At 58.0% G+C, this 20,077-nt stretch carries 23 protein-coding genes and 1 tRNA gene; 22 read left to right on the top strand and 2 right to left on the bottom strand.

All coding sequences use genetic code 11. The annotated features are described in order from the left end of the window. The first annotated feature begins 60 nt into the window (after positions 1-60). Complete coding sequence (locus BXA01_RS09425; RefSeq protein ID WP_076563947.1) at positions 61-903, top strand: mechanosensitive ion channel family protein; 843 nt, start codon at positions 61-63, stop codon at positions 901-903. A 113-nt stretch (positions 904-1,016) separates the two neighbouring features. On the opposite strand, the gene BXA01_RS09420 is transcribed toward BXA01_RS09425, so the two are convergent. Continuing rightward, positions 1,017-2,366: an OprD family porin gene (locus tag BXA01_RS09420; protein WP_076563946.1), complete on the bottom strand. Its 1,350-nt coding sequence runs from the start codon at positions 2,364-2,366 to the stop codon at positions 1,017-1,019. Positions 2,367-3,253: 887 nt separating this feature from the next. Here BXA01_RS09420 and BXA01_RS09415 point away from each other — a divergent pair. Beyond that, complete coding sequence (locus BXA01_RS09415; protein WP_076563945.1) at positions 3,254-3,679, top strand: HIT family protein; 426 nt, start codon at positions 3,254-3,256, stop codon at positions 3,677-3,679. A 3-nt stretch (positions 3,680-3,682) separates the two neighbouring features. Next, positions 3,683-3,889: a SlyX family protein gene (locus tag BXA01_RS09410; protein WP_076563944.1), complete on the top strand. Its 207-nt coding sequence runs from the start codon at positions 3,683-3,685 to the stop codon at positions 3,887-3,889. Between the two features lie 65 nt (positions 3,890-3,954). Here the strand turns inward: BXA01_RS09410 and BXA01_RS27415 are convergent, their stop codons facing one another. Beyond that, positions 3,955-4,557 carry a cold-shock protein gene (locus BXA01_RS27415; protein ID WP_016773496.1) on the bottom strand — a complete coding sequence of 201 codons (603 nt, stop codon included), beginning with the start codon at positions 4,555-4,557 and terminating at the stop codon, positions 3,955-3,957. A 311-nt stretch (positions 4,558-4,868) separates the two neighbouring features. On the opposite strand from BXA01_RS27415, the gene BXA01_RS09400 reads away from it, so the two are divergent. From BXA01_RS09400 to nadA, 19 genes are all read left to right on the top strand, one after another. Further along, positions 4,869-5,339: a Dps family protein gene (locus BXA01_RS09400; protein WP_016773497.1), complete on the top strand. Its 471-nt coding sequence runs from the start codon at positions 4,869-4,871 to the stop codon at positions 5,337-5,339. 181 nt (positions 5,340-5,520) lie between these two features. Continuing rightward, the gene (locus BXA01_RS09395; protein ID WP_076563943.1) at positions 5,521-5,859 is read left to right on the top strand and encodes a ribbon-helix-helix domain-containing protein; all 339 of its coding nucleotides are present in this window, start codon (positions 5,521-5,523) and stop codon (positions 5,857-5,859) included. A gap of 130 nt (positions 5,860-5,989) precedes the next feature. Next, positions 5,990-6,211 (top strand): FmdB family zinc ribbon protein, encoded by a 222-nt coding sequence (locus BXA01_RS09390; protein WP_016773499.1) that lies wholly within the window; start codon positions 5,990-5,992, stop codon positions 6,209-6,211. 98 nt (positions 6,212-6,309) lie between these two features. Then, positions 6,310-8,085, top strand: coding sequence for an aspartate--tRNA ligase (gene aspS, locus BXA01_RS09385; protein ID WP_064365013.1), 1,776 nt, complete (start codon positions 6,310-6,312; stop codon positions 8,083-8,085). 119 nt (positions 8,086-8,204) lie between these two features. Beyond that, positions 8,205-8,951: a YebC/PmpR family DNA-binding transcriptional regulator gene (locus BXA01_RS09380; protein WP_076563942.1), complete on the top strand. Its 747-nt coding sequence runs from the start codon at positions 8,205-8,207 to the stop codon at positions 8,949-8,951. 155 nt (positions 8,952-9,106) lie between these two features. Beyond that, positions 9,107-9,634: a crossover junction endodeoxyribonuclease RuvC gene (gene ruvC / locus BXA01_RS09375; RefSeq protein WP_016773501.1), complete on the top strand. Its 528-nt coding sequence runs from the start codon at positions 9,107-9,109 to the stop codon at positions 9,632-9,634. A gap of 114 nt (positions 9,635-9,748) precedes the next feature. Then, positions 9,749-10,357 carry a Holliday junction branch migration protein RuvA gene (ruvA, locus tag BXA01_RS09370; protein ID WP_024014088.1) on the top strand — a complete coding sequence of 203 codons (609 nt, stop codon included), beginning with the start codon at positions 9,749-9,751 and terminating at the stop codon, positions 10,355-10,357. After that, entirely contained in the window at positions 10,358-11,419 is a 1,062-nt protein-coding gene (ruvB, locus tag BXA01_RS09365; protein WP_024014087.1) for a Holliday junction branch migration DNA helicase RuvB, read from the top strand. It abuts the gene before it with no gap. A 127-nt stretch (positions 11,420-11,546) separates the two neighbouring features. Beyond that, complete coding sequence (gene ybgC, locus BXA01_RS09360) at positions 11,547-12,014, top strand: tol-pal system-associated acyl-CoA thioesterase (protein ID WP_024014086.1); 468 nt, start codon at positions 11,547-11,549, stop codon at positions 12,012-12,014. Beyond that, positions 12,004-12,699, top strand: a complete 696-nt coding sequence (gene tolQ / locus BXA01_RS09355; RefSeq protein WP_008080223.1) for a protein TolQ — start codon at positions 12,004-12,006, stop codon at positions 12,697-12,699. Before ybgC ends, tolQ begins: the two co-directional genes overlap by 11 nt. 23 nt (positions 12,700-12,722) lie before the next feature. Beyond that, positions 12,723-13,175, top strand: a complete 453-nt coding sequence (tolR, locus tag BXA01_RS09350) for a protein TolR (RefSeq protein ID WP_160767866.1) — start codon at positions 12,723-12,725, stop codon at positions 13,173-13,175. Beyond that, positions 13,175-14,251: a cell envelope integrity protein TolA gene (tolA, locus tag BXA01_RS09345; protein WP_076563941.1), complete on the top strand. Its 1,077-nt coding sequence runs from the start codon at positions 13,175-13,177 to the stop codon at positions 14,249-14,251. The genes tolR and tolA overlap by 1 nt, the downstream gene beginning before the upstream one ends. Positions 14,252-14,268: 17 nt before the next feature. Next, positions 14,269-15,549: a Tol-Pal system beta propeller repeat protein TolB gene (gene tolB, locus BXA01_RS09340; protein WP_172834032.1), complete on the top strand. Its 1,281-nt coding sequence runs from the start codon at positions 14,269-14,271 to the stop codon at positions 15,547-15,549. 52 nt (positions 15,550-15,601) lie between these two features. Further along, on the top strand, positions 15,602-16,099 hold the full coding sequence (pal, locus tag BXA01_RS09335; RefSeq protein ID WP_003178634.1) for a peptidoglycan-associated lipoprotein Pal: 498 nt from the start codon (positions 15,602-15,604) through the stop codon (positions 16,097-16,099). Positions 16,100-16,105: 6 nt separating this feature from the next. Then, the gene (ybgF, locus tag BXA01_RS09330; RefSeq protein ID WP_024014085.1) at positions 16,106-16,945 is read left to right on the top strand and encodes a tol-pal system protein YbgF; all 840 of its coding nucleotides are present in this window, start codon (positions 16,106-16,108) and stop codon (positions 16,943-16,945) included. A gap of 167 nt (positions 16,946-17,112) precedes the next feature. Next, positions 17,113-17,760, top strand: coding sequence for a 7-carboxy-7-deazaguanine synthase QueE (queE, locus tag BXA01_RS09325; protein ID WP_041479789.1), 648 nt, complete (start codon positions 17,113-17,115; stop codon positions 17,758-17,760). Between the two features lies 1 nt (position 17,761). Then, positions 17,762-18,454, top strand: a complete 693-nt coding sequence (gene queC, locus BXA01_RS09320; RefSeq protein WP_056787919.1) for a 7-cyano-7-deazaguanine synthase QueC — start codon at positions 17,762-17,764, stop codon at positions 18,452-18,454. 63 nt (positions 18,455-18,517) lie between these two features. Further along, positions 18,518-18,593, top strand: a tRNA-Lys gene (locus tag BXA01_RS09315). A gap of 272 nt (positions 18,594-18,865) precedes the next feature. After that, positions 18,866-19,924, top strand: coding sequence for a quinolinate synthase NadA (nadA, locus tag BXA01_RS09310; protein ID WP_016773509.1), 1,059 nt, complete (start codon positions 18,866-18,868; stop codon positions 19,922-19,924). Positions 19,925-20,077 lie beyond the last annotated feature (153 nt).

Here is a 20,077-nt window from a genome sequence, read left to right as displayed (position 1 = left end):
AGGCTCGCTCCCACAGTTGTTTTGAATACACCCGGGAAGCCGGAAATCAGGAGATAGAACATGGATTTGAATGCGGAAGTGGACCACCTGGTCAAGGCGTCCCAGGCGTGGATCCCGATGATCATGGAATACGGCAGCCGCGTACTGCTGGCAGTGATTACCTTGGCCATCGGCTGGTGGCTGATCAACAAGGTCACGCAAAAACTCGGCGGTCTGCTGGCTCTGCGCAATGCCGACCTCGCGCTGCAAGGCTTTATCAGCAGCCTGGCCAATATCATTCTCAAGGTGCTGCTGATTGTCAGCGTCGCGTCGATGATCGGCGTCGAAACCACCTCGTTCGTCGCGGCCATCGGTGCTGCCGGACTGGCGATTGGCTTGGCCTTGCAAGGCAGCCTGGCCAACTTCGCTGGCGGCGTGCTGATTCTGCTGTTCCGCCCGTTTCGCATCGGTGACTGGATCGAAGCCCAAGGTGTAGCGGGTACCGTCGACAGCATTCAGATTTTCCACACCGTGCTGCGTACCGGCGACAACAAGACCATCATCCTGCCCAACGGCAACCTGTCGAACGGCATCATCACTAACACTAACCGTCAGCCAACGCGCAAAGTCGTGTTTGATGTCGGCGTGGATTACGAAGCGGATCTGCAGAAGGCCCGTCAAGTACTGCTGGATCTGGCCAAGGATCCCCGCGTCATGCAGGACCCGGAGCCACAGGCGGTGATTTCGACATTGGGTGATAGCTCGATCACTGTTTCCCTGCGTGTCTGGGTAAAAACTGCGGATTATTGGGATGTGATGTTCATGTTCAATGAACAGGCGCGTGATCGTTTGAAGAGTGCTGGTATTGATATTCCATTTCCGCAGCGGGTTATACGCGTAGTGCAGGAATCGGCAACACAATGATAGGTTGCTAGCTAACTACTTGCTTTGCTAGTCAGTCTTTAAAACAAGTGAAGATAAAAAAAGGCCCATCGAAGATGGGCCTTTTTTTATGCTGTGAAACTAACCACTGATCATTACAAGATGTTCAGCGGGTACTCGGTGATCAGGCGGAACTCTTTGACATCGCCTTCACCTTCGTCAGCGTTGGCAACGTGCCATGCTTGACGAATGCGGAAGGACAAGTCTTTGGCCGGGCCGCTCTGAACAACGTACTTGGCTTCAAAGTTGGTTTCGTGGTGTTTGCCATCTTCGCCATACAGACCGGCGTAAGCGCTGCCTGCTGGAGTGTTGGTACCGTCGATATCCCAACCTTTGACGTAACGAACCATGAAGCTCAGGCCAGGAACGCCGTACTCGGCCATTTTCAGGTCGTAACGGGCTTGCACGGACTTCTCGCCAGCGCCGTTGAAGTCAGAGTACTGGATGGAGTTGGCAAGGAAGATCGAGTCGCCACCACGGTTGTTCTTGCCCACACCGATATAGTCGAACGGGGTATCACCGTTGACCTTCTGGAAGGCCAGGGTGAAGGTGTGTGCTTTGAGGAACGACAAAGCGGTTGCCAGCGAGAACGTGGTGTTGCTGATGTCGCCCGCTTCGGCGCTACCGGTGTCGGTGGTGCGGTAGATGTTGAAGTCGGTGTTCAGCGAAGTATCACCACCGAACGGGGTGGTGAGGTTCACGTTGGCGTAGTACTGGTTCCAGATGTCTTCCAGCTTGGCGCCGTACAGCGATGCAGTGAGGTTGTCAGTGATCGAGTACTTGCCGCCGAAGTAGTCGATGTTGTTCGCTTCAACACCGGCGTAGGTAGCGTAGAGGCCGCCATCGCGTGCGTTCTTGTCCTGGCTGGAGCCGGAGTAAAAGTGGCCGGCTTCCAGGTCCAGATCTTTCACTTCGCTGCTCTGCAACTGGAAGCCAGTGGCAGTTTGCGGAAGGATGCGGGAACCGCCGACAGCGAACACTGGAGAAGTGCTTGGCTGCATGTCGCCGAATTTCAGTTCGGTCTTGGAGACGCGGAACTTGATGGAAGCGCCTGCCTTGCCCTGACTGTCGTTGACGTCACGGGCATAGCCGTTGGCCTTGACGGTATCGCTGCGGCTCATGTTGCCAGTACCGGAAGTACCGTCACCGCCATCCAGTTTCAAGGCCAGATAGCCGTAGGCATCAATACCTACACCCACGGTGCCCTGGGTATAACCGGAGGTGAAGTTGCCGAGGAAACCCTGAGTCCAGTCTTTCTGGTCACGGCCACCGTTCTTGTTGTCGCGGTTGAAGTAGTAGTTCTTCAACGTCTCGGTGAGTGTCGCATCTTCAACGAAACCTTTGGCTTCTGCCTGGTCACTTACAAACGGGGCGGCCGTAGCCAACTGCGAACTGGCTGCTGCTGCAACTGCCAGTGCGATCATGCTCCACTTCATCACGCGCATCGTGATTTGCTCCTTTGGTTTTAGAAGAGTACTGCCGTCCCACCTGTTTTATTATCTGGGCGGCTCTTTCTTTTTGTGTCGGCGCAAACTTATATCACGCCGACAATGTTGGCGATACTTGCGAAACCAACCTTTCAGCTTCTTTACGGCGTTGTCGCAAAGGAAGCGCTGGATGTCGCAAATTCACAGTACCGATGCAGCCGGACTGACAACTTTATCGCTGTTTCCGGGCCTTTTGCATCGCTAAAAAAGAGTCCCTGGCAAAACACTTGAATCTCCATCGGGCAACCCTGCCACTGTTTTTATTGGCTTCAGGCGACCACTTCCAATGGTGCGCTTATAGTCCATACCGTTACGAATGCAACAAACGTGCACAAACCGCAAAAACGCTGCGGTTATTTTTCTGTGTGCAGCTCGCAGATGTGAAAACCTTGTGAAAACGGGGCCTCGGGGCTGTTTTGTTGCGGGCTTGACGACGATCCCCCAATGATGTTGCAACGCACTAAAGCCGCGCAGGACAACCAAAAATGTTACCGGTTCACCCCGCATTGAGTATTTGGCGGATGCCCGACCCACTGAGCGTAGACGTGTTGTGCAGTTTTGGTGCAAAAAAATCACAATCGGGCCCGACTAAAACTGGCGCCGCCCGATTCGAGGGTCGACAGATCAGCGGTTTTCATGCGCATCTTCACGTCAAGGCTCATGTCCGGGGCTGTATTGGTGCGTCGGCGAGATAAATGTCTTATGTCGGCGCGCTTACTGAATTGCTGTCGGAGGGAAGCGTGAAGCCCGCTGCATTCGCAGGTATGCTGCCGTTCTGTCGCTTGGCGCGCTGCTTTCACGGCGCCGCCGCTAAGCTGAGTCATAGATCAGCGGGAGTACTCACAGTGTTTGCTTTGGATTCACGACTTCAACAGGACGCCCTGGTCATCGGCGACTTTCCGTTGTGCCGGCTGTTGCTGTCCAACGACAGCAATTACCCGTGGTTCATCCTGGTGCCTCGTCGCGAGGATATAAGCGAGTTGTTTCAGTTGGATGTCGCCGACCAGCAGCAGCTCTGGCGGGAAACCACCACCCTTGCCGAGTTGCTCAAGGATTCGTTCGACGCCGACAAGCTGAACGTGGCAACCCTGGGCAACGTTGTCAGTCAGTTACACATGCATGTGATCGTGCGTAAGCGTGACGATGCCGCTTGGCCGGCGCCGGTCTGGGGCAGGCACCCGGCCAAGCCGTACAGCGCGGAACAGGTAGCAGCCATTCGCGAGCGCTTGCGTATGGTGCTGACCGAAGAATTCACCTTTGTGGAGGGCTGAGTCATGAGCCTTAAAGAGCGCGTAACCGATCTGGAAAGCCGTCTAGCCTTTCAGGATGACACCATTCAGGCTTTGAACGATGTGCTGGTGGCCCAGCAGAAAGTCATCGAGCGCTTGCAATTGCAGATGGAAGCGCTGATCAAGCGTCACGAAGAAATGGTCGGGCAGTTCGGTGCTTTTGAAGAAGATGCGCCACCGCCGCATTATTGAGTCATTCGGCAGGCATAAAAAAACCGCGAACAGCCAGGCTGTTCGCGGTTTTTTTTTGCTTTGGATCAGCGACGCGGCAGAGCGGCGATCACGTCCTCGGCTTGCAGGCCCTTGTCGCGGTTCATCACCGAGAACTCGACGCGCTGGCCTTCGACCAGAACACGGTGGCCTTCGCCACGAATGGCGCGAAAGTGCACGAAAATATCATCGCCGGAATCCCGGGAGATAAACCCGAAACCCTTGGAAGTGTTGAACCACTTCACGGTGCCGGTATCGCGATTGCTCATGTCATAGGTAGTCGGCGCAGCGGCCGGTGACGATTTGTAGAAGCTCACGGCCAGATGCAGCAACACGGCAACCAGGGCGATCACCAGGCTGAACAACACCGCCGGTTGGCCAGCGATGACCGGCATTGGTGCGATCAGGGTCAAAGTTTGCAGGACGACGGTCAGGACCAGAAGGGCGCTGACCAGATTTTGCAGATGCTGGCGCGGGCCTTTGTTCCAGTAGGGAATCACTGGAGCGATGACCAGGTTCAGCAGGCCGAAAAAGGCCAGGTAAAGTGCATCGGGCTGTTGCAGGTAAGGAACGGCTTCGGCTTTCAGGCTGGGTATGAACGACAGCAGCAAGGCTGCTGCGCCCATTAGCAGGTGGACGATTTTCAACATTTTGATTGGCTCACGTTATGACGGCTCACAAGGAAGAGCTGAAGGCGCACGGTTCGCTTCAGGACAAAATAAGAGGCGGTGGACACGTACACGGCATCAGCCTATGCGCAACACCCCGGAAAATAGGGCATGGCGACACACTGCCTATTTAACAGCAAAGCCTGCGGCTACTCAAATCAGCCCGGCCAGCGGCAGAGAAGCGGTCGATTTGTCGCAGTCAGATCACGGATTGATAGCTGCGAGCCGGCGCTTGCCTTGCTAAAGTGGAGCTGAACCTGCTGGATGAATTCAATCACTGTTAGGGGGTAAGCATGGCAATTGATATCGGTATCAGTGAAGAAGACCGCAAATCCATCGTCGAAGGGCTGTCGCGACTGCTGTCGGACACCTATGTGCTGTATCTGAAAACCCATAACTTTCACTGGAACGTCACCGGCCCGATGTTTCGCACGTTGCACCTGATGTTCGAAGAGCAATACAACGAGCTGGCGCTGGCCGTCGATTCGATCGCCGAGCGTATCCGTGCGTTGGGCTTCCCGGCGCCGGGTGCCTACGCGACCTACGCGCGTCTTTCTTCTATTAAAGAAGAAGTCGGTGTGCCGAGCGCCGAAGACATGATCAAGCAATTGGTCGAAGGCCAGGAAGCGGTGACCCGTACCGCGCGCGGTATCTTCCCGCTGCTGGACAAGGTCAGCGATGAGCCGACCGCTGACCTGCTGACCCAGCGCATGCAAGTGCACGAGAAAACTGCGTGGATGCTGCGCGCACTGCTCGAGGAATGATCCAGGCGCTGCGGACGGCGTGAGGTCGTCCGCATGCTCTCCAGACTCTTACCGTTGTCGTTGGCTTATCCTACGAGGCTGGTCAACAAGTCGTATGGCGCTAATTTTGTCACTGGGTTTTTATGAAGGCGCAGGATGTTGCCTTATAAATCAGCAGTCATGGCAAAGGAGTGTCAACGCTATGGTAGAAGGAGACAGGCGAAGCGACAGGATGTCGGCTTCGCGGCACGTAATTAAAGTCGACCCGTTTGTCAGCGAGTTCGACATGAATCTGATCCGGCCGCTGTCGCGGTCGATTCGCCTCAATGGTTTTGCGACCTGCCTGCGCCTGGAGCAGGTCTACTGGAATATTCTCGGCGGCATGGCCGAGGACAATCATTGTTCGGTCAGCACACTGTTATCCCACGTCGATCGTGAGGTGCATCTGCGTTACGGCGGGGTGAAGAATTTCAGTGCGCTGGTACGGGTCGTTTGTGTCATGAACGGGATCAAATATCTCGCACCCGCAGTTTCGCGCTGAAACGGAGGTTGCAACGAGGTTGCGGGCTGTGCAGCGTTACGGCTGCACAGCCCGCATTTAATCGATATAATCCCGCGCTTTCGCCGCAAAGCCCTGCGCGCGGCAGCAATCTGATCGCCGAGACACCTCCATGCCAATGTACGATTACCAATGTGCTTCCTGTGGTCATCAGTTGGAAGCCATTCAGAAGATCAGCGACGCACCGTTGGTCGATTGCCCTGCCTGCCAGGCGCCCGAACTGAAGAAGCAGCTGTCCATGCCGGGTTTTCGCCTCAGCGGCAACGGTTGGTACGAGACCGACTTCAAGACCGGAGCCAAGAAGAATCTGGCCGGTGGCGACAAAGCTGACTAGGGTTCAAACCCTGAACGAACGACACGCGTGAGTTTCCGCCCTGCATGATGGCGGCGGGATCTCCACCGAATTTCGAATTACGAGAAGCGAACCACACCATGATGCGCAGCCACTATTGCGGCCAACTGAACGAAAGCCTGGAAGGCCAGGAAATTACCCTTTGCGGATGGGTTCACCGTCGCCGCGACCACGGCGGGGTGATTTTCCTCGACATCCGTGATCGTGATGGTCTGGCTCAGGTGGTGTTCGATCCGGATCGCGCCGAGAGCTTCGCCGCCGCCGACCGCGTGCGCAGCGAATACGTCGTGAAGATCACCGGCAAGGTGCGTCTGCGTCCGGCCGGCGCGACCAACGCCAACATGGCTTCGGGCATGATCGAAGTGCTCGGTTATGAACTGGAAGTGCTGAACGAGTCGGAAACCCCGCCGTTCCCGCTCAACGAGTTCTCCGACGTTGGCGAAGAAACCCGCCTGCGCTATCGCTTCCTCGACTTGCGTCGTCCGGAAATGGCCGAGAAGCTGCGTCTGCGTTCGCGCATGACCACCAGCATCCGTCGCTTCCTCGACGAGAACGGCTTCCTCGACGTCGAAACGCCGATCCTGACCCGGGCCACTCCGGAAGGTGCGCGTGACTATCTGGTGCCGAGCCGTACCCACGCCGGTTCGTTCTTCGCCCTGCCGCAATCGCCGCAGCTGTTCAAGCAACTGCTGATGGTGGCCGGCTTCGACCGTTACTACCAGATCGCCAAGTGCTTCCGCGACGAAGACCTGCGTGCCGACCGTCAGCCGGAATTCACCCAGATCGACATCGAGACCAGCTTCCTCGATGAAAAAGAGATCATGGGCCTGACCGAGCAGATGATCCGTAACCTGTTCAAGGAAGTGCTGGATCTGGAATTCGGCGAATTCCCGCACATGACCTTCGAAGAAGCCATGCGCCGCTACGGTTCGGACAAGCCGGACCTGCGTATTCCACTGGAACTGGTCGACGTTGCCGACCAGCTCAAAGAAGTCGATTTCAAGGTGTTCAGCGGCCCGGCCAACGATCCGAAGTGCCGCATCGCCGCACTGCGCGTTCCAGGCGGGGCGAGCATGCCGCGCAAGCAGATCGACGACTACACCAAGTTCGTCGGCATCTACGGTGCCAAGGGCCTGGCGTATATCAAGGTCAACGAGCGTGCTGCCGGTGTTGAAGGTCTGCAATCGCCGATCGTGAAAAACATCCCGGAAGACAAGCTCAACGTGATCCTTGATCGCGTTGGCGCGGTCGATGGCGACATCGTGTTCTTCGGTGCCGACAAGGCCAAGATCGTCAGCGAAGCCCTGGGCGCGCTGCGGATCAAGCTCGGTCACGACCTGAAGCTGCTGACCTGCGAGTGGGCGCCAATGTGGGTCGTCGACTTCCCGATGTTCGAAGAGAACGACGACGGCAGCTTCTCGGCGCTGCACCACCCGTTCACTGCACCGAAGTGCACCCCGCAGGAACTCGAAGCCAACCCGGCCGGCGCACTGTCCCGTGCGTACGACATGGTGTTGAACGGCACCGAACTGGGCGGCGGTTCGATCCGTATCCACCGCAAGGAAATGCAGCAAGCGGTATTCCGTCTGTTGGGCATCAACGAAGCTGAACAGGAAGAGAAATTCGGCTTCCTGCTCGACGCGCTGAAGTACGGTGCACCGCCGCACGGTGGTCTGGCCTTCGGTCTGGACCGTCTGGTGATGCTGATGACCGGCGCCCAGTCGATCCGTGAAGTGATCGCCTTCCCGAAAACCCAGAGTGCTGCCGACGTGATGACGCAGGCTCCGGGCGTAGTGGATGCCAAGGCATTGCGCGAGCTGCACATTCGCCTGCGCGAAACGCCAAAGGCTGAGTAAGACGGGCCTGAAGGCGCATCTTCGGATGCGCCTTTTTTCTTTCTCAGGTCGAATTTTTTTATTGCCGGCCGCTGCACCAGCAGGGCGGGCAAGGTTTCAAAGAGCATTCGGAGCAAGTTATGGCAGGTCATTCCAAGTGGGCAAACATCAAGCACCGCAAAGAACGTCAGGATGCCAAGAGGGGCAAGATCTTCACCAAGTGGATCCGTGAACTGACTGTTGCGGCCCGTCAGGGTGGCGGTGATCCGGGTTCCAATCCACGTTTGCGCCTGGCCCTGGACAAGGCGTTGAGCGCCAACATGAGCCGCGACATCATCGACCGTGCCGTCGCGCGCGGTGCCGGCGCCACTGAAGCGGACAACGTTGAAGAACTGACCTACGAAGGTTACGGCCCGGGCGGCGTGGCGGTGATGGTCGAGTGCATGACCGACAACCGCAACCGTACCGCCGCAGCGGTGCGTCACGCGTTCAGCAAGTGTGGCGGCAACCTCGGCACCGACGGTTCGGTGGCCTATCTGTTCGAGCGCAAGGGCCAGATCAGTTTCGCCCCGGGTGTCGATGAAGACGCACTGACCGAAGCGGCGCTGGAAGCCGATGCCGATGACGTGGTCACCCACGACGACGGTTCGATCGATGTGTTCACCTCGTTCACCGGTTTCTATGCGGTGCGCAACGCGCTGGAAGCGGCCGGGTTCAAGGGCGACGACGCGGAAATCGTCATGCAGCCGACCACCAGCGCCGAGCTGGATCTGGAAGGTGCGGAGAAGGTGCTCAAGTTGATCGACATGCTTGAGGACCTGGATGACGTGCAGAACGTCTACTCCAACGCGGACATCCCGGAAGACGTCGCCGCTCAGCTTGGCTGATAAGCGACTAGTCTTCATTGTGGGAGCGAGCCTGCTCGCGAAAGCGGTGTGTCATTCAGCACCTGTATCTGCTGACATACCGCCTTCGCGAGCAGGCTCGCTCCCACATTTGCTATTGGCTGTCAGGTAAATCGTTTTATGAATCTGCAGGCGTTATGACTTTAATCCTTGGTATCGACCCCGGTTCGCGCATCACCGGTTACGGGATCGTTCGCGATACCGGGCGGGGTGGCTGTATCTATGTGGCCTCTGGCTGCATTCGCACCGGTTCCGGCGAGCTGCATGAGCGTCTGCAGATCGTCTATCGCGGCGTGCGCGAAATCATCAAGACCTACGGCCCGGTGACCATGGGCATCGAAAAAGTGTTCATGGCGAAAAACGCCGACTCGGCGCTGAAGCTCGGTCAGGCACGCGGTGCTGCGATTGTCGCCGGCGCCGAAGAGTGTCTGGAAATCGCCGAGTACACCGCCACGCAAGTCAAACAGGCGGTGGTCGGCACCGGTGCGGCCAATAAGGAGCAGGTGCAGATGATGGTCATGCACATGCTCAAATTGACCAGCAAACCGCAGATCGACGCGTCTGACGCCCTGGCCATCGCCATTTGCCATGCGCACACTCGCTCCAGCCTGCTGCCGCACGGTCTGGGAACCGCACGCAGTCGTGGCGGGCGCCTGCGTCTCTGATAGCATCAGCATCAATTTTCCTGAAAGTGGCTTTGCGGTGCCTGTGTTGCCGGCGCGCAAGCCACCTTCAATCGTCGCCAGCCCACGGCTGGCCAGCGCTCAAGGATTCAAAACGTGATTGGACGCTTGCGCGGCACCCTGGCTGAGAAACAGCCGCCGCACCTGATTCTCGATGTGAACGGCCTCGGCTATGAGGTGGAAGTGCCGATGACCACGCTTTATCGGTTGCCGTCGGTCGGTGAACCGCTGACCCTGCACACCCATTTGGTCGTACGCGAAGATGCGCAATTGCTCTATGGTTTTGCCGGCAAGCGTGAGCGAGACTTCTTTCGCGAGCTGATCCGTCTCAACGGGGTCGGACCGAAACTGGCGCTGGCGTTGATGTCGAGCCTGGAAGTCGATGAGTTGGTGCGCTGCGTGCAGTCTCAGGACACTTCGGCGCTGACCAAGGTCCCGGGGGTTGGCAAGAAAACCGCCGAGCGTTTGCTGGTGGAATTGAAAGATCGCTTCAAGGCCTGGGAAACTTCGCCGGCGATGTTCGCGCTGGTGCCGAATCAGCCGGACGGCCCGGCGCCGGTCAACAGCGCCGAGACCGATGCGGTCAGTGCGCTGATTTCCCTGGGCTACAAGCCGCAGGAAGCGAGCAAAGCGATTTCCGCGATCAAAGACAAGAACCTGAGCAGTGAAGACCTGATCCGCCGCGCTCTGAAGGGAATGATTTAAGTGATTGAAGCTGATCGTCTGATCGCCGCCGCGCACAGCCCGCGCGAGCGCGAAGAAGTCCAGGATCGGGCCATCCGCCCGGTCAGCCTGGCCGACTACATTGGCCAGCCGACCGTGCGCGAGCAGATGGAGCTGTTTATCCAGGCCGCCCGTGGCCGCAGCGAATCCCTCGATCACACCTTGATTTTCGGCCCGCCGGGGTTGGGCAAGACCACGCTGGCGAACATCATTGCCCAGGAAATGGGCGTGTCGATCAAAAGCACCTCGGGGCCAGTGCTGGAACGCCCGGGTGATCTGGCCGCGTTGCTGACCAATCTTGAGCCGCACGACGTGTTGTTCATCGACGAAATCCATCGTCTGTCGCCGATCGTTGAAGAAGTGCTGTACCCGGCGATGGAAGATTTCCAGCTCGACATCATGATTGGCGAGGGGCCGGCGGCGCGTTCGATCAAACTCGATCTGCCGCCTTTCACTCTGGTCGGCGCCACCACTCGCGCGGGCATGCTGACCAATCCGTTGCGTGATCGCTTCGGTATCGTCCAGCGGCTGGAGTTCTACAGCACGGCGGATCTGGCAACGATCGTCAGTCGTTCGGCGGCGATTCTCGGCCTGCCGCTGGACCCGGAAGGTTCGTTCGAGATCGCTCGTCGCGCCCGTGGCACACCGCGAATTGCCAACCGTCTGCTGCGGCGGGTGCGCGATTTCGCCGAAGTACGCGCCAAGGGTCACATCACCAAAGCGGTGGCGGATCTGGCGCTGAACCTGCTGGACGTCGACGAACACGGTTTCGATCATCAGGACCGACGTCTGCTGCTGACCATGATCGAGAAGTTCGACGGCGGCCCGGTCGGTATCGACAGTCTGGCGGCGGCGATCAGTGAAGAACGCCACACCATTGAAGACGTGCTTGAGCCGTATCTGATCCAGCAGGGCTACATCATGCGCACGCCACGGGGCAGGGTGGTGACGCGGCATGCCTATCTGCATTTCGGTTTGAATGTTCCGTCACGCATGGGCGAGATGCCCGTGGCAGACGAGTTTCTCGACGCCGTCGACGATTGATACACATTTGTTGGTGATTTATTCAGGGTTTGTACTGTCAGACGACGGTACTTTTGCGTTAAAGCTTTGAAACCACGAAAAACAGTTGTCTGGCCGGATTGGCAACCTGAGGAGTAAGCACTAGAGTATGCGCGCGCAAAACGGGCTTGAGCCGTTCGCACATCGTTGTCGCGTTTATTACGAGGACACCGATGCGGGCGGCATCGTGTATTACGTTAATTACCTCAAGTTTATGGAACGGGCTCGAACCGAGCGGCTACGGGAGCTGGGCTTTGCCCAATCTGTGCTTGCCGGAGAGGACCTGTTGTTCGTCGTGCATTCCAGCGAAGCGCGCTACCACGCGCCGGCGCGACTGGACGACGAATTGCTGGTAAGCGCTGATGTAATCGAATTGAACCGTGCCAGCCTGCGCTTCCGACAGCAGGTCAGGCGGGCCACGGATAATGTGCTGCTCTGCGAAGGGCAGTTTTTGGTGGCCTGCGTGCGCACCGACAGTTTGAAACCCCGGGCCCTTCCCGAAGACCTGCGTGCGGCCTTCGCCGACGCGGTCGGCCCGGGTACACACTCAAAGCAGGAGATAAAGCGTGGAAGCTAACGTCGTCGACCATTCCTCCATGTGGAGCCTGGTCAGCAATGCCAGCATCGTGGTGCAGTTGGTAATGTTGACCCTGGTGGCCGCATCGGTGACCTCATGGATCATGATCTTTCAGCGCAGCAATTTGCTGCGTGCCGGTCGACGCGCCCTGGAGAGCTTCGAAGAGCGCTTCTGGTCGGGTATCGACCTGTCGAAACTGTACCGTCAGGCCGGCAGCAACCCTGATCCGGATTCGGGCGTAGAGCAGATCTTCCGTGCCGGCTTCAAGGAATTCTCCCGTCTGCGTCAGCAGCCAGGTGTCGATCCTGAAGCCGTGATGGAAGGTGTCGCCCGTGCCATGCGCGTAGCAATCTCCCGTGAAGAAGAGAAACTCGAGCAGAGCCTGCCGTTCCTCGCCACCGTCGGTTCGGTCAGCCCGTACATCGGTCTGTTCGGTACCGTTTGGGGGATCATGAACTCCTTCCGCGGTCTGGCCAGCGCCCAGCAAGCGACCCTGGCCACCGTTGCCCCGGGCATCGCCGAAGCCCTGATCGCCACCGCGATCGGCCTGTTCGCTGCGATCCCGGCGGTCATCGCTTACAACCGTTTTGCTGCGCGCAGCGAAACCTTGCTGGGCCGCTACTACACCTTCGCCGATGAATTCCAGGCGATCCTGCACCGCAAAGTGCACACCAGCGAAGAATAAGCAGGTATTTCCCGATGGCTTTAATCGCTCGAGCTCGCAAAAAGCGCAAGCCGGTCGCCGAGATGAACGTGGTGCCCTACATCGACGTGATGTTGGTGCTGCTGGTCATCTTCATGGTGACCGCGCCGATGCTCAATCAGGGCGTGAAAGTTGATCTGCCCAAGGTTTCCAGCGAAGCCTTGCCGCAGGACAACAACACCCAGGTCCTGACCATTTCGATCAAGGCTGACAAGACCTACTACTGGAACCTTGGCAGCGAAGTCGACACCGAGAAGCAACAGGACAGGGCGATGACCCTGCCACAGATGACCGACGCGGTGACCAAGATCATCCGCGCCGGCACCGAGGGCGGCAAACGCACCCAGGTGTTCATTCGTGGCGACAAGACTGTCGACTACGGCGCCGTCATGGGTGCCATGGGCGGGTTGCAGAAAGCCGGGGTCGGTAACGTTGGTCTGATTACCGAGGCCCCCTGATGCAGCAACAGCGAGAGCCGTCCGCCTCGGAAAGCTACTTCTGGCCTAGTGTTCTGGCAATCGTCCTGCACGTGCTGGTGTTCGGCATGCTGTTCGTCAGTTTTGCCTTCACGCCCGAACTGCCGCCGGCCAAGCCGATCGTCCAGGCGACTCTGTACCAGCTGAAATCGAAAAGTCCGGCGACCACCCAGACCAATCAGAAGATTGCGGGTGAGGCGAAGAAAACTGCCGCGCGCCAGACTGAAGTAGAACAGCTCGAACAGAAAAAGATCGAGCAGGAAGCGGTGAAGGCGGCGGAACAAAAGAAAGAGGAAGCGGCTCAAAAGGCCGAGGAAGCCAAGAAGGCCGATGAGGCGAAAAAAGCGGACGAAGCGAAAAAGGCTGATGAAGCCAAGAAAGCCGACGACGCGAAGAAAGCCGAAGCGAAAAAGGCCGAAGAGAAACAATTGGCTGATATAGCCAAGAAGAAGGCTGAAGACGAGGCGAAAAAGGCTGCTGAAGAAGAGGCCAAGAAAGCCGCTGCTGAAGAAGCCAAGAAGAAGATCGTCGAAGACGCGAAGAAGAAAGCCGCCGAAGACGCCAAGAAGAAAGCTGAAGCTGAAGAGGCGAAGAAGAAAGTCGCCGAAGATGCGAAGAAAAAGGCTGCTGCCGACGCTGCCAAGAAAAAGGCCCAGGACGCAGCTCGTAAATCGGCTGAGGATAAAAAGGCCCAGGCATTGGCCGAGTTGCTTTCGGACAAGACGGATCGTGCAGCGACCAAGGCTGATGAACTCGGCGACAGCGTCGCGGGTGATTTCGATGATCTGATCAGGCTGCGTGTTTCGGAGGGTTGGAATCTTCCGCCTTCGGCACGTAAAGGCATGAAAGTAGAGCTGCGGATCAGTATGTTGCCGGATGGCACCGTAACCGGTGCGACGGTCACAAAGTCCAGCGGCGATGCTCCTTTTGACGCTTCGGCAGTAGCCGCAGTCAAGAACATCGGGCGATTGACGGAAATGCAGGGCTTGAGCCCTAGTGATTTTGCTCCGTATCGTTCATTCAAGATGACATTCAATCCTGAGGATTTAGGCTTGTGAGAAATATTCTTCGATCAATGCTGGTCGTTATCTGCTGCCTTGCAGGGATAGCGGTAGCAGACGAAAAAAACATCCTGATCAGCAGTGGCACTGACCGGGCTACTCCGATCGCCGTCGTACCGTTTGGTATGCAGGGCGGCGCCGTGCTGCCGGATGACATGGCGGAAATCATCGGTAACGATTTGCGCAACTCGGGCTACTACGCGCCGATCCCCAAGCAAAACATGATCAGCCAGCCAAGCCAGCCGAGCGAAATCATCTTCCGTGACTGGAAGGCATTGGGTGCTCAATACGTGATGGTCGGCAACATTGCTCCAGCGGGCGGTCGCCTGCAGGTGCAGTGGGCGCTGTTCAACGTCGCCACCGAGCAGAAAGTGGCGGACGGCAGTGTTTCCGGCACGACCGACCAGATCCGTGACATGGCGCACTTCATCTCCGATCAGTCGTTCCAGAAGCTGACCGGTATTGATGGTGCTTTCTCGACGCGTCTGCTGTACGTAACGGCCGAGCGTTTCTCCGAGAAGAACACCCGTTACACCCTGCAACGCTCCGACTATGACGGCGCCCGCGCAGTGACTCTGCTGCAATCGCGCGAGCCGATCCTGTCGCCGCGTTTCGCACCGGATGGCAAGCGTATTGCCTACGTGTCGTTCGAGCAGAAGCGTCCGCGCATCTTCATGCAGAACATCGACACCGGTCGCCGTGAGCAGATCACCAACTTCGAAGGCCTCAACGGCGCGCCAGCCTGGTCGCCGGATGGCAATCGCCTGGCGTTCGTGCTGTCGAAAGACGGTAACCCGGACATCTACGTAATGAACCTCGGTTCGCGTCAGATCAGCCGCGTAACCAACGGCCAGGGCATCAATACCGAACCGTTCTGGGGCAAGGATGGCTCGACCATCTATTTCACCTCGGACCGTGGCGGCAAGCCGCAAATCTATAAAACCAGCGTCGGTGGCGGTGGTGCCGAGCGTGTGACGTTCGTGGGCAACTACAACGCCAACCCGAAACTTTCGGCTGATGAAAAGACTTTGGTGATGATTCATCGTCAGGATGGCTTCACCAATTTCAAGGTGGCAGCTCAGGATCTGCAGCGGGGTAGTGTAAAGATCCTCACTGATAGCACTCTGGACGAGTCACCTACTGTTGCGCCCAACGGCACCATGGTAATCTACGCCACCCGCCAACAGGGCCGGGGAGTCTTGATGCTCGTGTCCATTAATGGACGCGTGAGGCTCCCGCTTCCTACCGCTCAAGGCGAAGTCAGAGAACCGTCCTGGTCCCCTTACCTGAAGTGAGCGGGCGCTACACGTTTTACTTAACACACTGGGGTTCATTAGGAGTTTCACGATGGAAATGCTGAAGTTTGGTAAATTTGCTGCGCTGGCTCTGGCCATGGCTGTAGCTGTAGGTTGCTCGTCCAAAGGCGGCGACAACGCCGGTGAAGGCGCTGTTGATCCAAACGCTGGTTACGGCGCAAACACTGGTGCCGTTGACGGTTCCCTGAGCGAAGAAGCTGCTCTGCGCGCAATCACCACCTTCTACTTCGAATACGACAGCTCGGACCTGAAGCCAGAAGCCATGCGCGCTCTGGACGTTCACGCCAAAGACCTGAAAGCAAACGGCGCTCGCGTTGTTCTGGAAGGCAACACCGACGAACGTGGTACTCGTGAGTACAACATGGCACTGGGCGAGCGTCGTGCGAAAGCCGTTCAGCGCTACCTGGTACTGCAAGGTGTTTCCCCAGCTCAGCTGGAACTGGTTTCCTACGGCGAAGAGCGTCCAGTCGCTACCGGCAACGACGAGCAGTCCTGGGCCCAGAACCGTCGCGTCGAACTGCGTAAGTAATTCGATATGCGAACGTGCCGTCGTGCTGTAACTGTTCTGGCTCTCAGCCTCGCGCCGCTTGCGGCGTGGGCTGCGGTTCCTGTGGTCGATGACAACTCCGGTTATAACAATAGCGGGAGCAGTTATCCGCCTGCGGGTTACGGTACGAACGGCGCCTATGCCGGGGGAGCGGCTTCGGCCCCTGCCTCGGCACAAGGCATGCTGTTCAACCAATTGCAACAGATGCAGGATCAGATCTCGCGCCAACAGGGCGTGATCGAAGAACTGCAGAATCAGGTTTCGCGCATGAAGCAGGAATCCCTGGAGCGATACCAGGATCTTGATCGGCGCATAGGATCCGGCGTTGCACCAGCCGCGACTCCCGAGAATTCTTCTGCCGGTGGCGATGCAAGTGCTGCTGCCGGTGCTGCCGCAGGCGCGGGTGCTGCTGCGGCAGCTCAGGCCCCTGCTGCGGGTAGCGAACCGGCTGATCCGGCCAAGGAAAAGCTGTATTACGATGCCGCTTTCGACCTGATCAAAGCCAAGGATTTCGACAAGGCCAGCCAGGCCTTCGCCGCTTTCCTGCGCAAATACCCCAACAGCCAGTACGCGGGCAACGCCCAGTACTGGTTGGGCGAGGTGAACCTGGCCAAGGGTGATCTGCAAGGTGCAGGTCAGGCCTTTGCCAAGGTTTCGCAGCTGTATCCCAAGCACAACAAAGTGCCGGACTCGCTATACAAGCTGGCTGACGTAGAGCGCCGCCTCGGTCACACCGACAAGGTCAAAGGCATTCTGCAGCAGGTGGTGTCCCAATATCCGGGCACGTCCGCCGCGCAGCTGGCTCAGCGTGATCTGCAGCGCATGTAAGCCTGTTCATCCGTGTTTTGAAGAAACCCGCGCTTGTCGCGGGTTTTTTCGTTAGAATTCACGCCCTTTTTCTGAAACACGCTTCTTGTAGTCTACGCGTTGGCGGGATTGCCTGAAGTGCCTGACGGAGGCGGACAGCCTGTTTAGCTGTTACGCCCGTGGCGACTATGCAAGACACATTGAGAATCACCGAAGTTTTCTACTCGTTGCAGGGGGAAACTCGGACTGCCGGGCTGCCCACGGTTTTCGTGCGCCTGACCGGTTGCCCGTTGCGTTGCCAATACTGCGACAGCGCTTATGCGTTCAGCGGCGGCACCGTCCGCACCCTCGACGACATCCTTGAGCAAGTGGCCGGTTATCGTCCGCGCTACGTTTGTGTCACCGGCGGTGAGCCGTTGGCTCAGCCGAACGCCATTCCTTTGCTTGAACGGTTGTGTGACGCCGGCTACGAGGTCTCGCTGGAAACCAGCGGCGCCCTTGACGTATCCGCTGTCGATCCGCGTGTCAGTCGCGTTGTCGATCTGAAAACGCCGGGCTCGAAAGAAGCCCACCGCAACCGTTACGAGAACATCGAACTGCTGACCCGCAACGATCAGGTGAAGTTTGTCATCTGCTCGCGGGAAGACTATGACTGGGCGGTATCGAAACTGATCCAGTACGGGCTTGATCGACGTGCGGGTGAAGTGCTTTTCTCCCCAAGTCATCATGACCTCAATGCCAGGGATCTGGCGGATTGGGTGGTGGCAGATAACCTGCCAGTGCGGCTGCAACTGCAGTTGCATAAATATCTATGGAATGATGAGCCGGGGCGCTGAGATGATTGAACAACCGAATACTACCGAAAAACGTGCCGTTATCCTGCTTTCGGGCGGCCTCGACTCGGCCACCGTGGTGGCGATGGCACGCGCCGAAGGCTACGCCTGCTATACCATGAGCTTCGATTACGGCCAGCGCTCCCATGCTGAATTGCATGCCGCCGCCCGCGTTGCTCGCGATCTGGGTGTAGTCGAGCACAAGGTCATCGGGCTGAACCTCAATGGCATGGGCGGCTCGGCGCTGACCGACACCAGCATCGACATTCCGGAAGAGCTGGGCGAAGGCATTCCGGTGACTTATGTGCCGGCGCGCAACACCGTGTTTCTGTCATTGGCGCTGGGTTGGGCCGAAGTGCTCGGCGCGCGCGACATCTTCATCGGCGTCAATGCAGTGGATTATTCCGGCTACCCGGACTGCCGTCCCGAGTTCATCGAGTCGTTCGAGCGCATGGCCAATCTGGCGACCAAGGCTGGCGTGGAAGGCAATGGCTTCCGCATTCAGGCGCCACTGCAAAACCTGAGCAAGGCGCAGATCGTCCAGGCTGGCGTGAAGCTGGGCGTGGATTATGGCCTGACGGTTTCCTGCTATCAGGCAGACGATGACGGCCGCGCCTGCGGCAAATGCGACAGCTGCCGCCTGCGTGCTGAAGGCTTCGCGGCGGCGGGTGTGAGCGATCCAACCCCTTATTTTTGATATTTTTCAAAAAAGGTGTTGAATAGTCCTTAGAAATCAGTATTATACGCGCCACCACACAGCGGGTCGTTAGCTCAGTTGGTAGAGCAGTTGGCTTTTAACCAATTGGTCGTAGGTTCGAATCCCACACGACCCACCATATTTGGCGGTTTAGAAAATCCGGAAGGCCCACGAAAGTGAGGATTTCCGGGTTTTTTTTTGCCTGCAATTCGGGCGTTCAATGTTCAAGTGCGGCCCGACCTGATACAGGTCAGAATCATCTTTTGTCTCAACGGGATATTCTGTAGCCTTGCGCAGCTTCAACGCTGTCCCGTGCCTGATGATACTCACTCTCCCGGCGGTACCCTCTAGTGGTCCGGAGCCGGGTGTATACTCGACTTTCGCGCGAATGCGCCTGCAGGTCTTGCGAACATGACGCAGATTTCCGAACGCCTTCTGGTTCAAGCTCACCTCGACGCCAAGCAGCCTAAACCGCTGACTGCAGAAGAGGAGGCTTATTACCGTTCCGCCATCGCCGCCGAGCTCAAGGCTCAGGACGCGGTGCTCGTGGCCCACTTCTATTGTGATCCGGTGATTCAGGCCCTGGCCGAAGAAACCGGCGGCTGTGTTTCCGACTCCCTGGAAATGGCTCGCTTCGGCAACGCCCATCCGGCCAAGACCGTGGTGGTCGCCGGGGTGAAGTTCATGGGCGAGACTGCAAAGATTCTCAACCCGGAAAAACGCGTGCTGATGCCGACCCTGGAGGCGACCTGCTCGCTGGACCTGGGATGCCCGGTCGATGAGTTCTCGGCGTTCTGCGACCAGCACCCGGAACGTACCGTGGTGGTGTATGCCAATACTTCCGCCGCCGTGAAGGCTCGGGCTGACTGGGTGGTGACTTCGAGCTGCGCACTGGAGATCGTCGAAAGCCTGATGGACAACGGCGAGACGATCATCTGGGGCCCGGACAAGCATCTTGGCACTTACATTCAGCGCAAGACCGGCGCCGACATGCTGCTGTGGGACGGTGCCTGCATCGTTCACGAAGAGTTCAAGTCCAAGCAGCTCGAAGACATGAAGGCGCTGTACCCGGACGCGGCGATTCTGGTGCATCCCGAGTCGCCGACTTCGGTGATCGAACTGGCGGACGCCGTCGGTTCTACCAGTCAGTTGATCGCCGCCGCGCAAAGCCTGCCAAACAAGACCCTGATCGTCGCCACCGACCGTGGCATCTTCTACAAGATGCAGCAGCTGTGCCCGGACAAGGTCTTTATCGAAGCGCCTACCGCCGGTAACGGCGCGGCTTGCCGCAGTTGCGCGCATTGCCCGTGGATGGCCATGAACACACTTGAGCGCACGCTCAAGAGCCTGAAAGAAGGCACCAACGAGATCTTTGTCGATCCGGCGCTGATTCCCCAGGCGATTCGCCCGTTGAAGCGCATGCTCGACTTCACCCAGGCAGCGCGGATGAAACTTGCCGGTAACGCCTGAGTACCCTTTGTAAAAGTGAGCCCTGTGGTGAGGGGATTTATCCCCGTTGGGTGGCGAAGCCGCCCTAAATCAAACACCGCGGCATATCAGGGATACCGCTTGTGCTTCTTTACGACTGCTACGCAGCCGGACGGGGATAAATCCCCTCACCAC

The organism is Pseudomonas sp. B10 (assembly GCF_900156235.1).
GTDB lineage: Bacteria > Pseudomonadota > Gammaproteobacteria > Pseudomonadales > Pseudomonadaceae > Aquipseudomonas > Aquipseudomonas siliginis.
The sequence above is the reverse complement of the archived record's forward strand: the minus strand, read 5'-3'. Positions and strand labels throughout refer to the sequence as shown.

Bases quoted from the DNA above. Each gene is read 5' to 3' on its own strand.
- ybgC (WP_024014086.1), top strand. From the start codon at position 11,547: ATGCGCGCGCAAAACGGGCTTGAGCCGTTCGCACATCGTTGTCGCGTT.
- BXA01_RS27415 (WP_016773496.1), bottom strand. From the start codon at position 4,557: ATGTTGAAAATCGTCCACCTGCTAATGGGCGCAGCAGCCTTGCTGCTG.
- tolA (WP_076563941.1), top strand. From the start codon at position 13,175: ATGCAGCAACAGCGAGAGCCGTCCGCCTCGGAAAGCTACTTCTGGCCT.
- queE (WP_041479789.1), top strand. From the start codon at position 17,113: ATGCAAGACACATTGAGAATCACCGAAGTTTTCTACTCGTTGCAGGGG.
- BXA01_RS09410 (WP_076563944.1), top strand. From the start codon at position 3,683: ATGAGCCTTAAAGAGCGCGTAACCGATCTGGAAAGCCGTCTAGCCTTT.
- BXA01_RS09400 (WP_016773497.1), top strand. From the start codon at position 4,869: ATGGCAATTGATATCGGTATCAGTGAAGAAGACCGCAAATCCATCGTC.
- ruvC (WP_016773501.1), top strand. From the start codon at position 9,107: ATGACTTTAATCCTTGGTATCGACCCCGGTTCGCGCATCACCGGTTAC.
- nadA (WP_016773509.1), top strand. From the start codon at position 18,866: ATGACGCAGATTTCCGAACGCCTTCTGGTTCAAGCTCACCTCGACGCC.
- queC (WP_056787919.1), top strand. From the start codon at position 17,762: ATGATTGAACAACCGAATACTACCGAAAAACGTGCCGTTATCCTGCTT.
- BXA01_RS09380 (WP_076563942.1), top strand. From the start codon at position 8,205: ATGGCAGGTCATTCCAAGTGGGCAAACATCAAGCACCGCAAAGAACGT.
- ybgF (WP_024014085.1), top strand. From the start codon at position 16,106: ATGCGAACGTGCCGTCGTGCTGTAACTGTTCTGGCTCTCAGCCTCGCG.
- BXA01_RS09420 (WP_076563946.1), bottom strand. From the start codon at position 2,366: ATGCGCGTGATGAAGTGGAGCATGATCGCACTGGCAGTTGCAGCAGCA.
- tolB (WP_172834032.1), top strand. From the start codon at position 14,269: ATGCTGGTCGTTATCTGCTGCCTTGCAGGGATAGCGGTAGCAGACGAA.
- pal (WP_003178634.1), top strand. From the start codon at position 15,602: ATGGAAATGCTGAAGTTTGGTAAATTTGCTGCGCTGGCTCTGGCCATG.
- BXA01_RS09425 (WP_076563947.1), top strand. From the start codon at position 61: ATGGATTTGAATGCGGAAGTGGACCACCTGGTCAAGGCGTCCCAGGCG.
- BXA01_RS09395 (WP_076563943.1), top strand. From the start codon at position 5,521: ATGGTAGAAGGAGACAGGCGAAGCGACAGGATGTCGGCTTCGCGGCAC.
- BXA01_RS09390 (WP_016773499.1), top strand. From the start codon at position 5,990: ATGCCAATGTACGATTACCAATGTGCTTCCTGTGGTCATCAGTTGGAA.
- aspS (WP_064365013.1), top strand. From the start codon at position 6,310: ATGATGCGCAGCCACTATTGCGGCCAACTGAACGAAAGCCTGGAAGGC.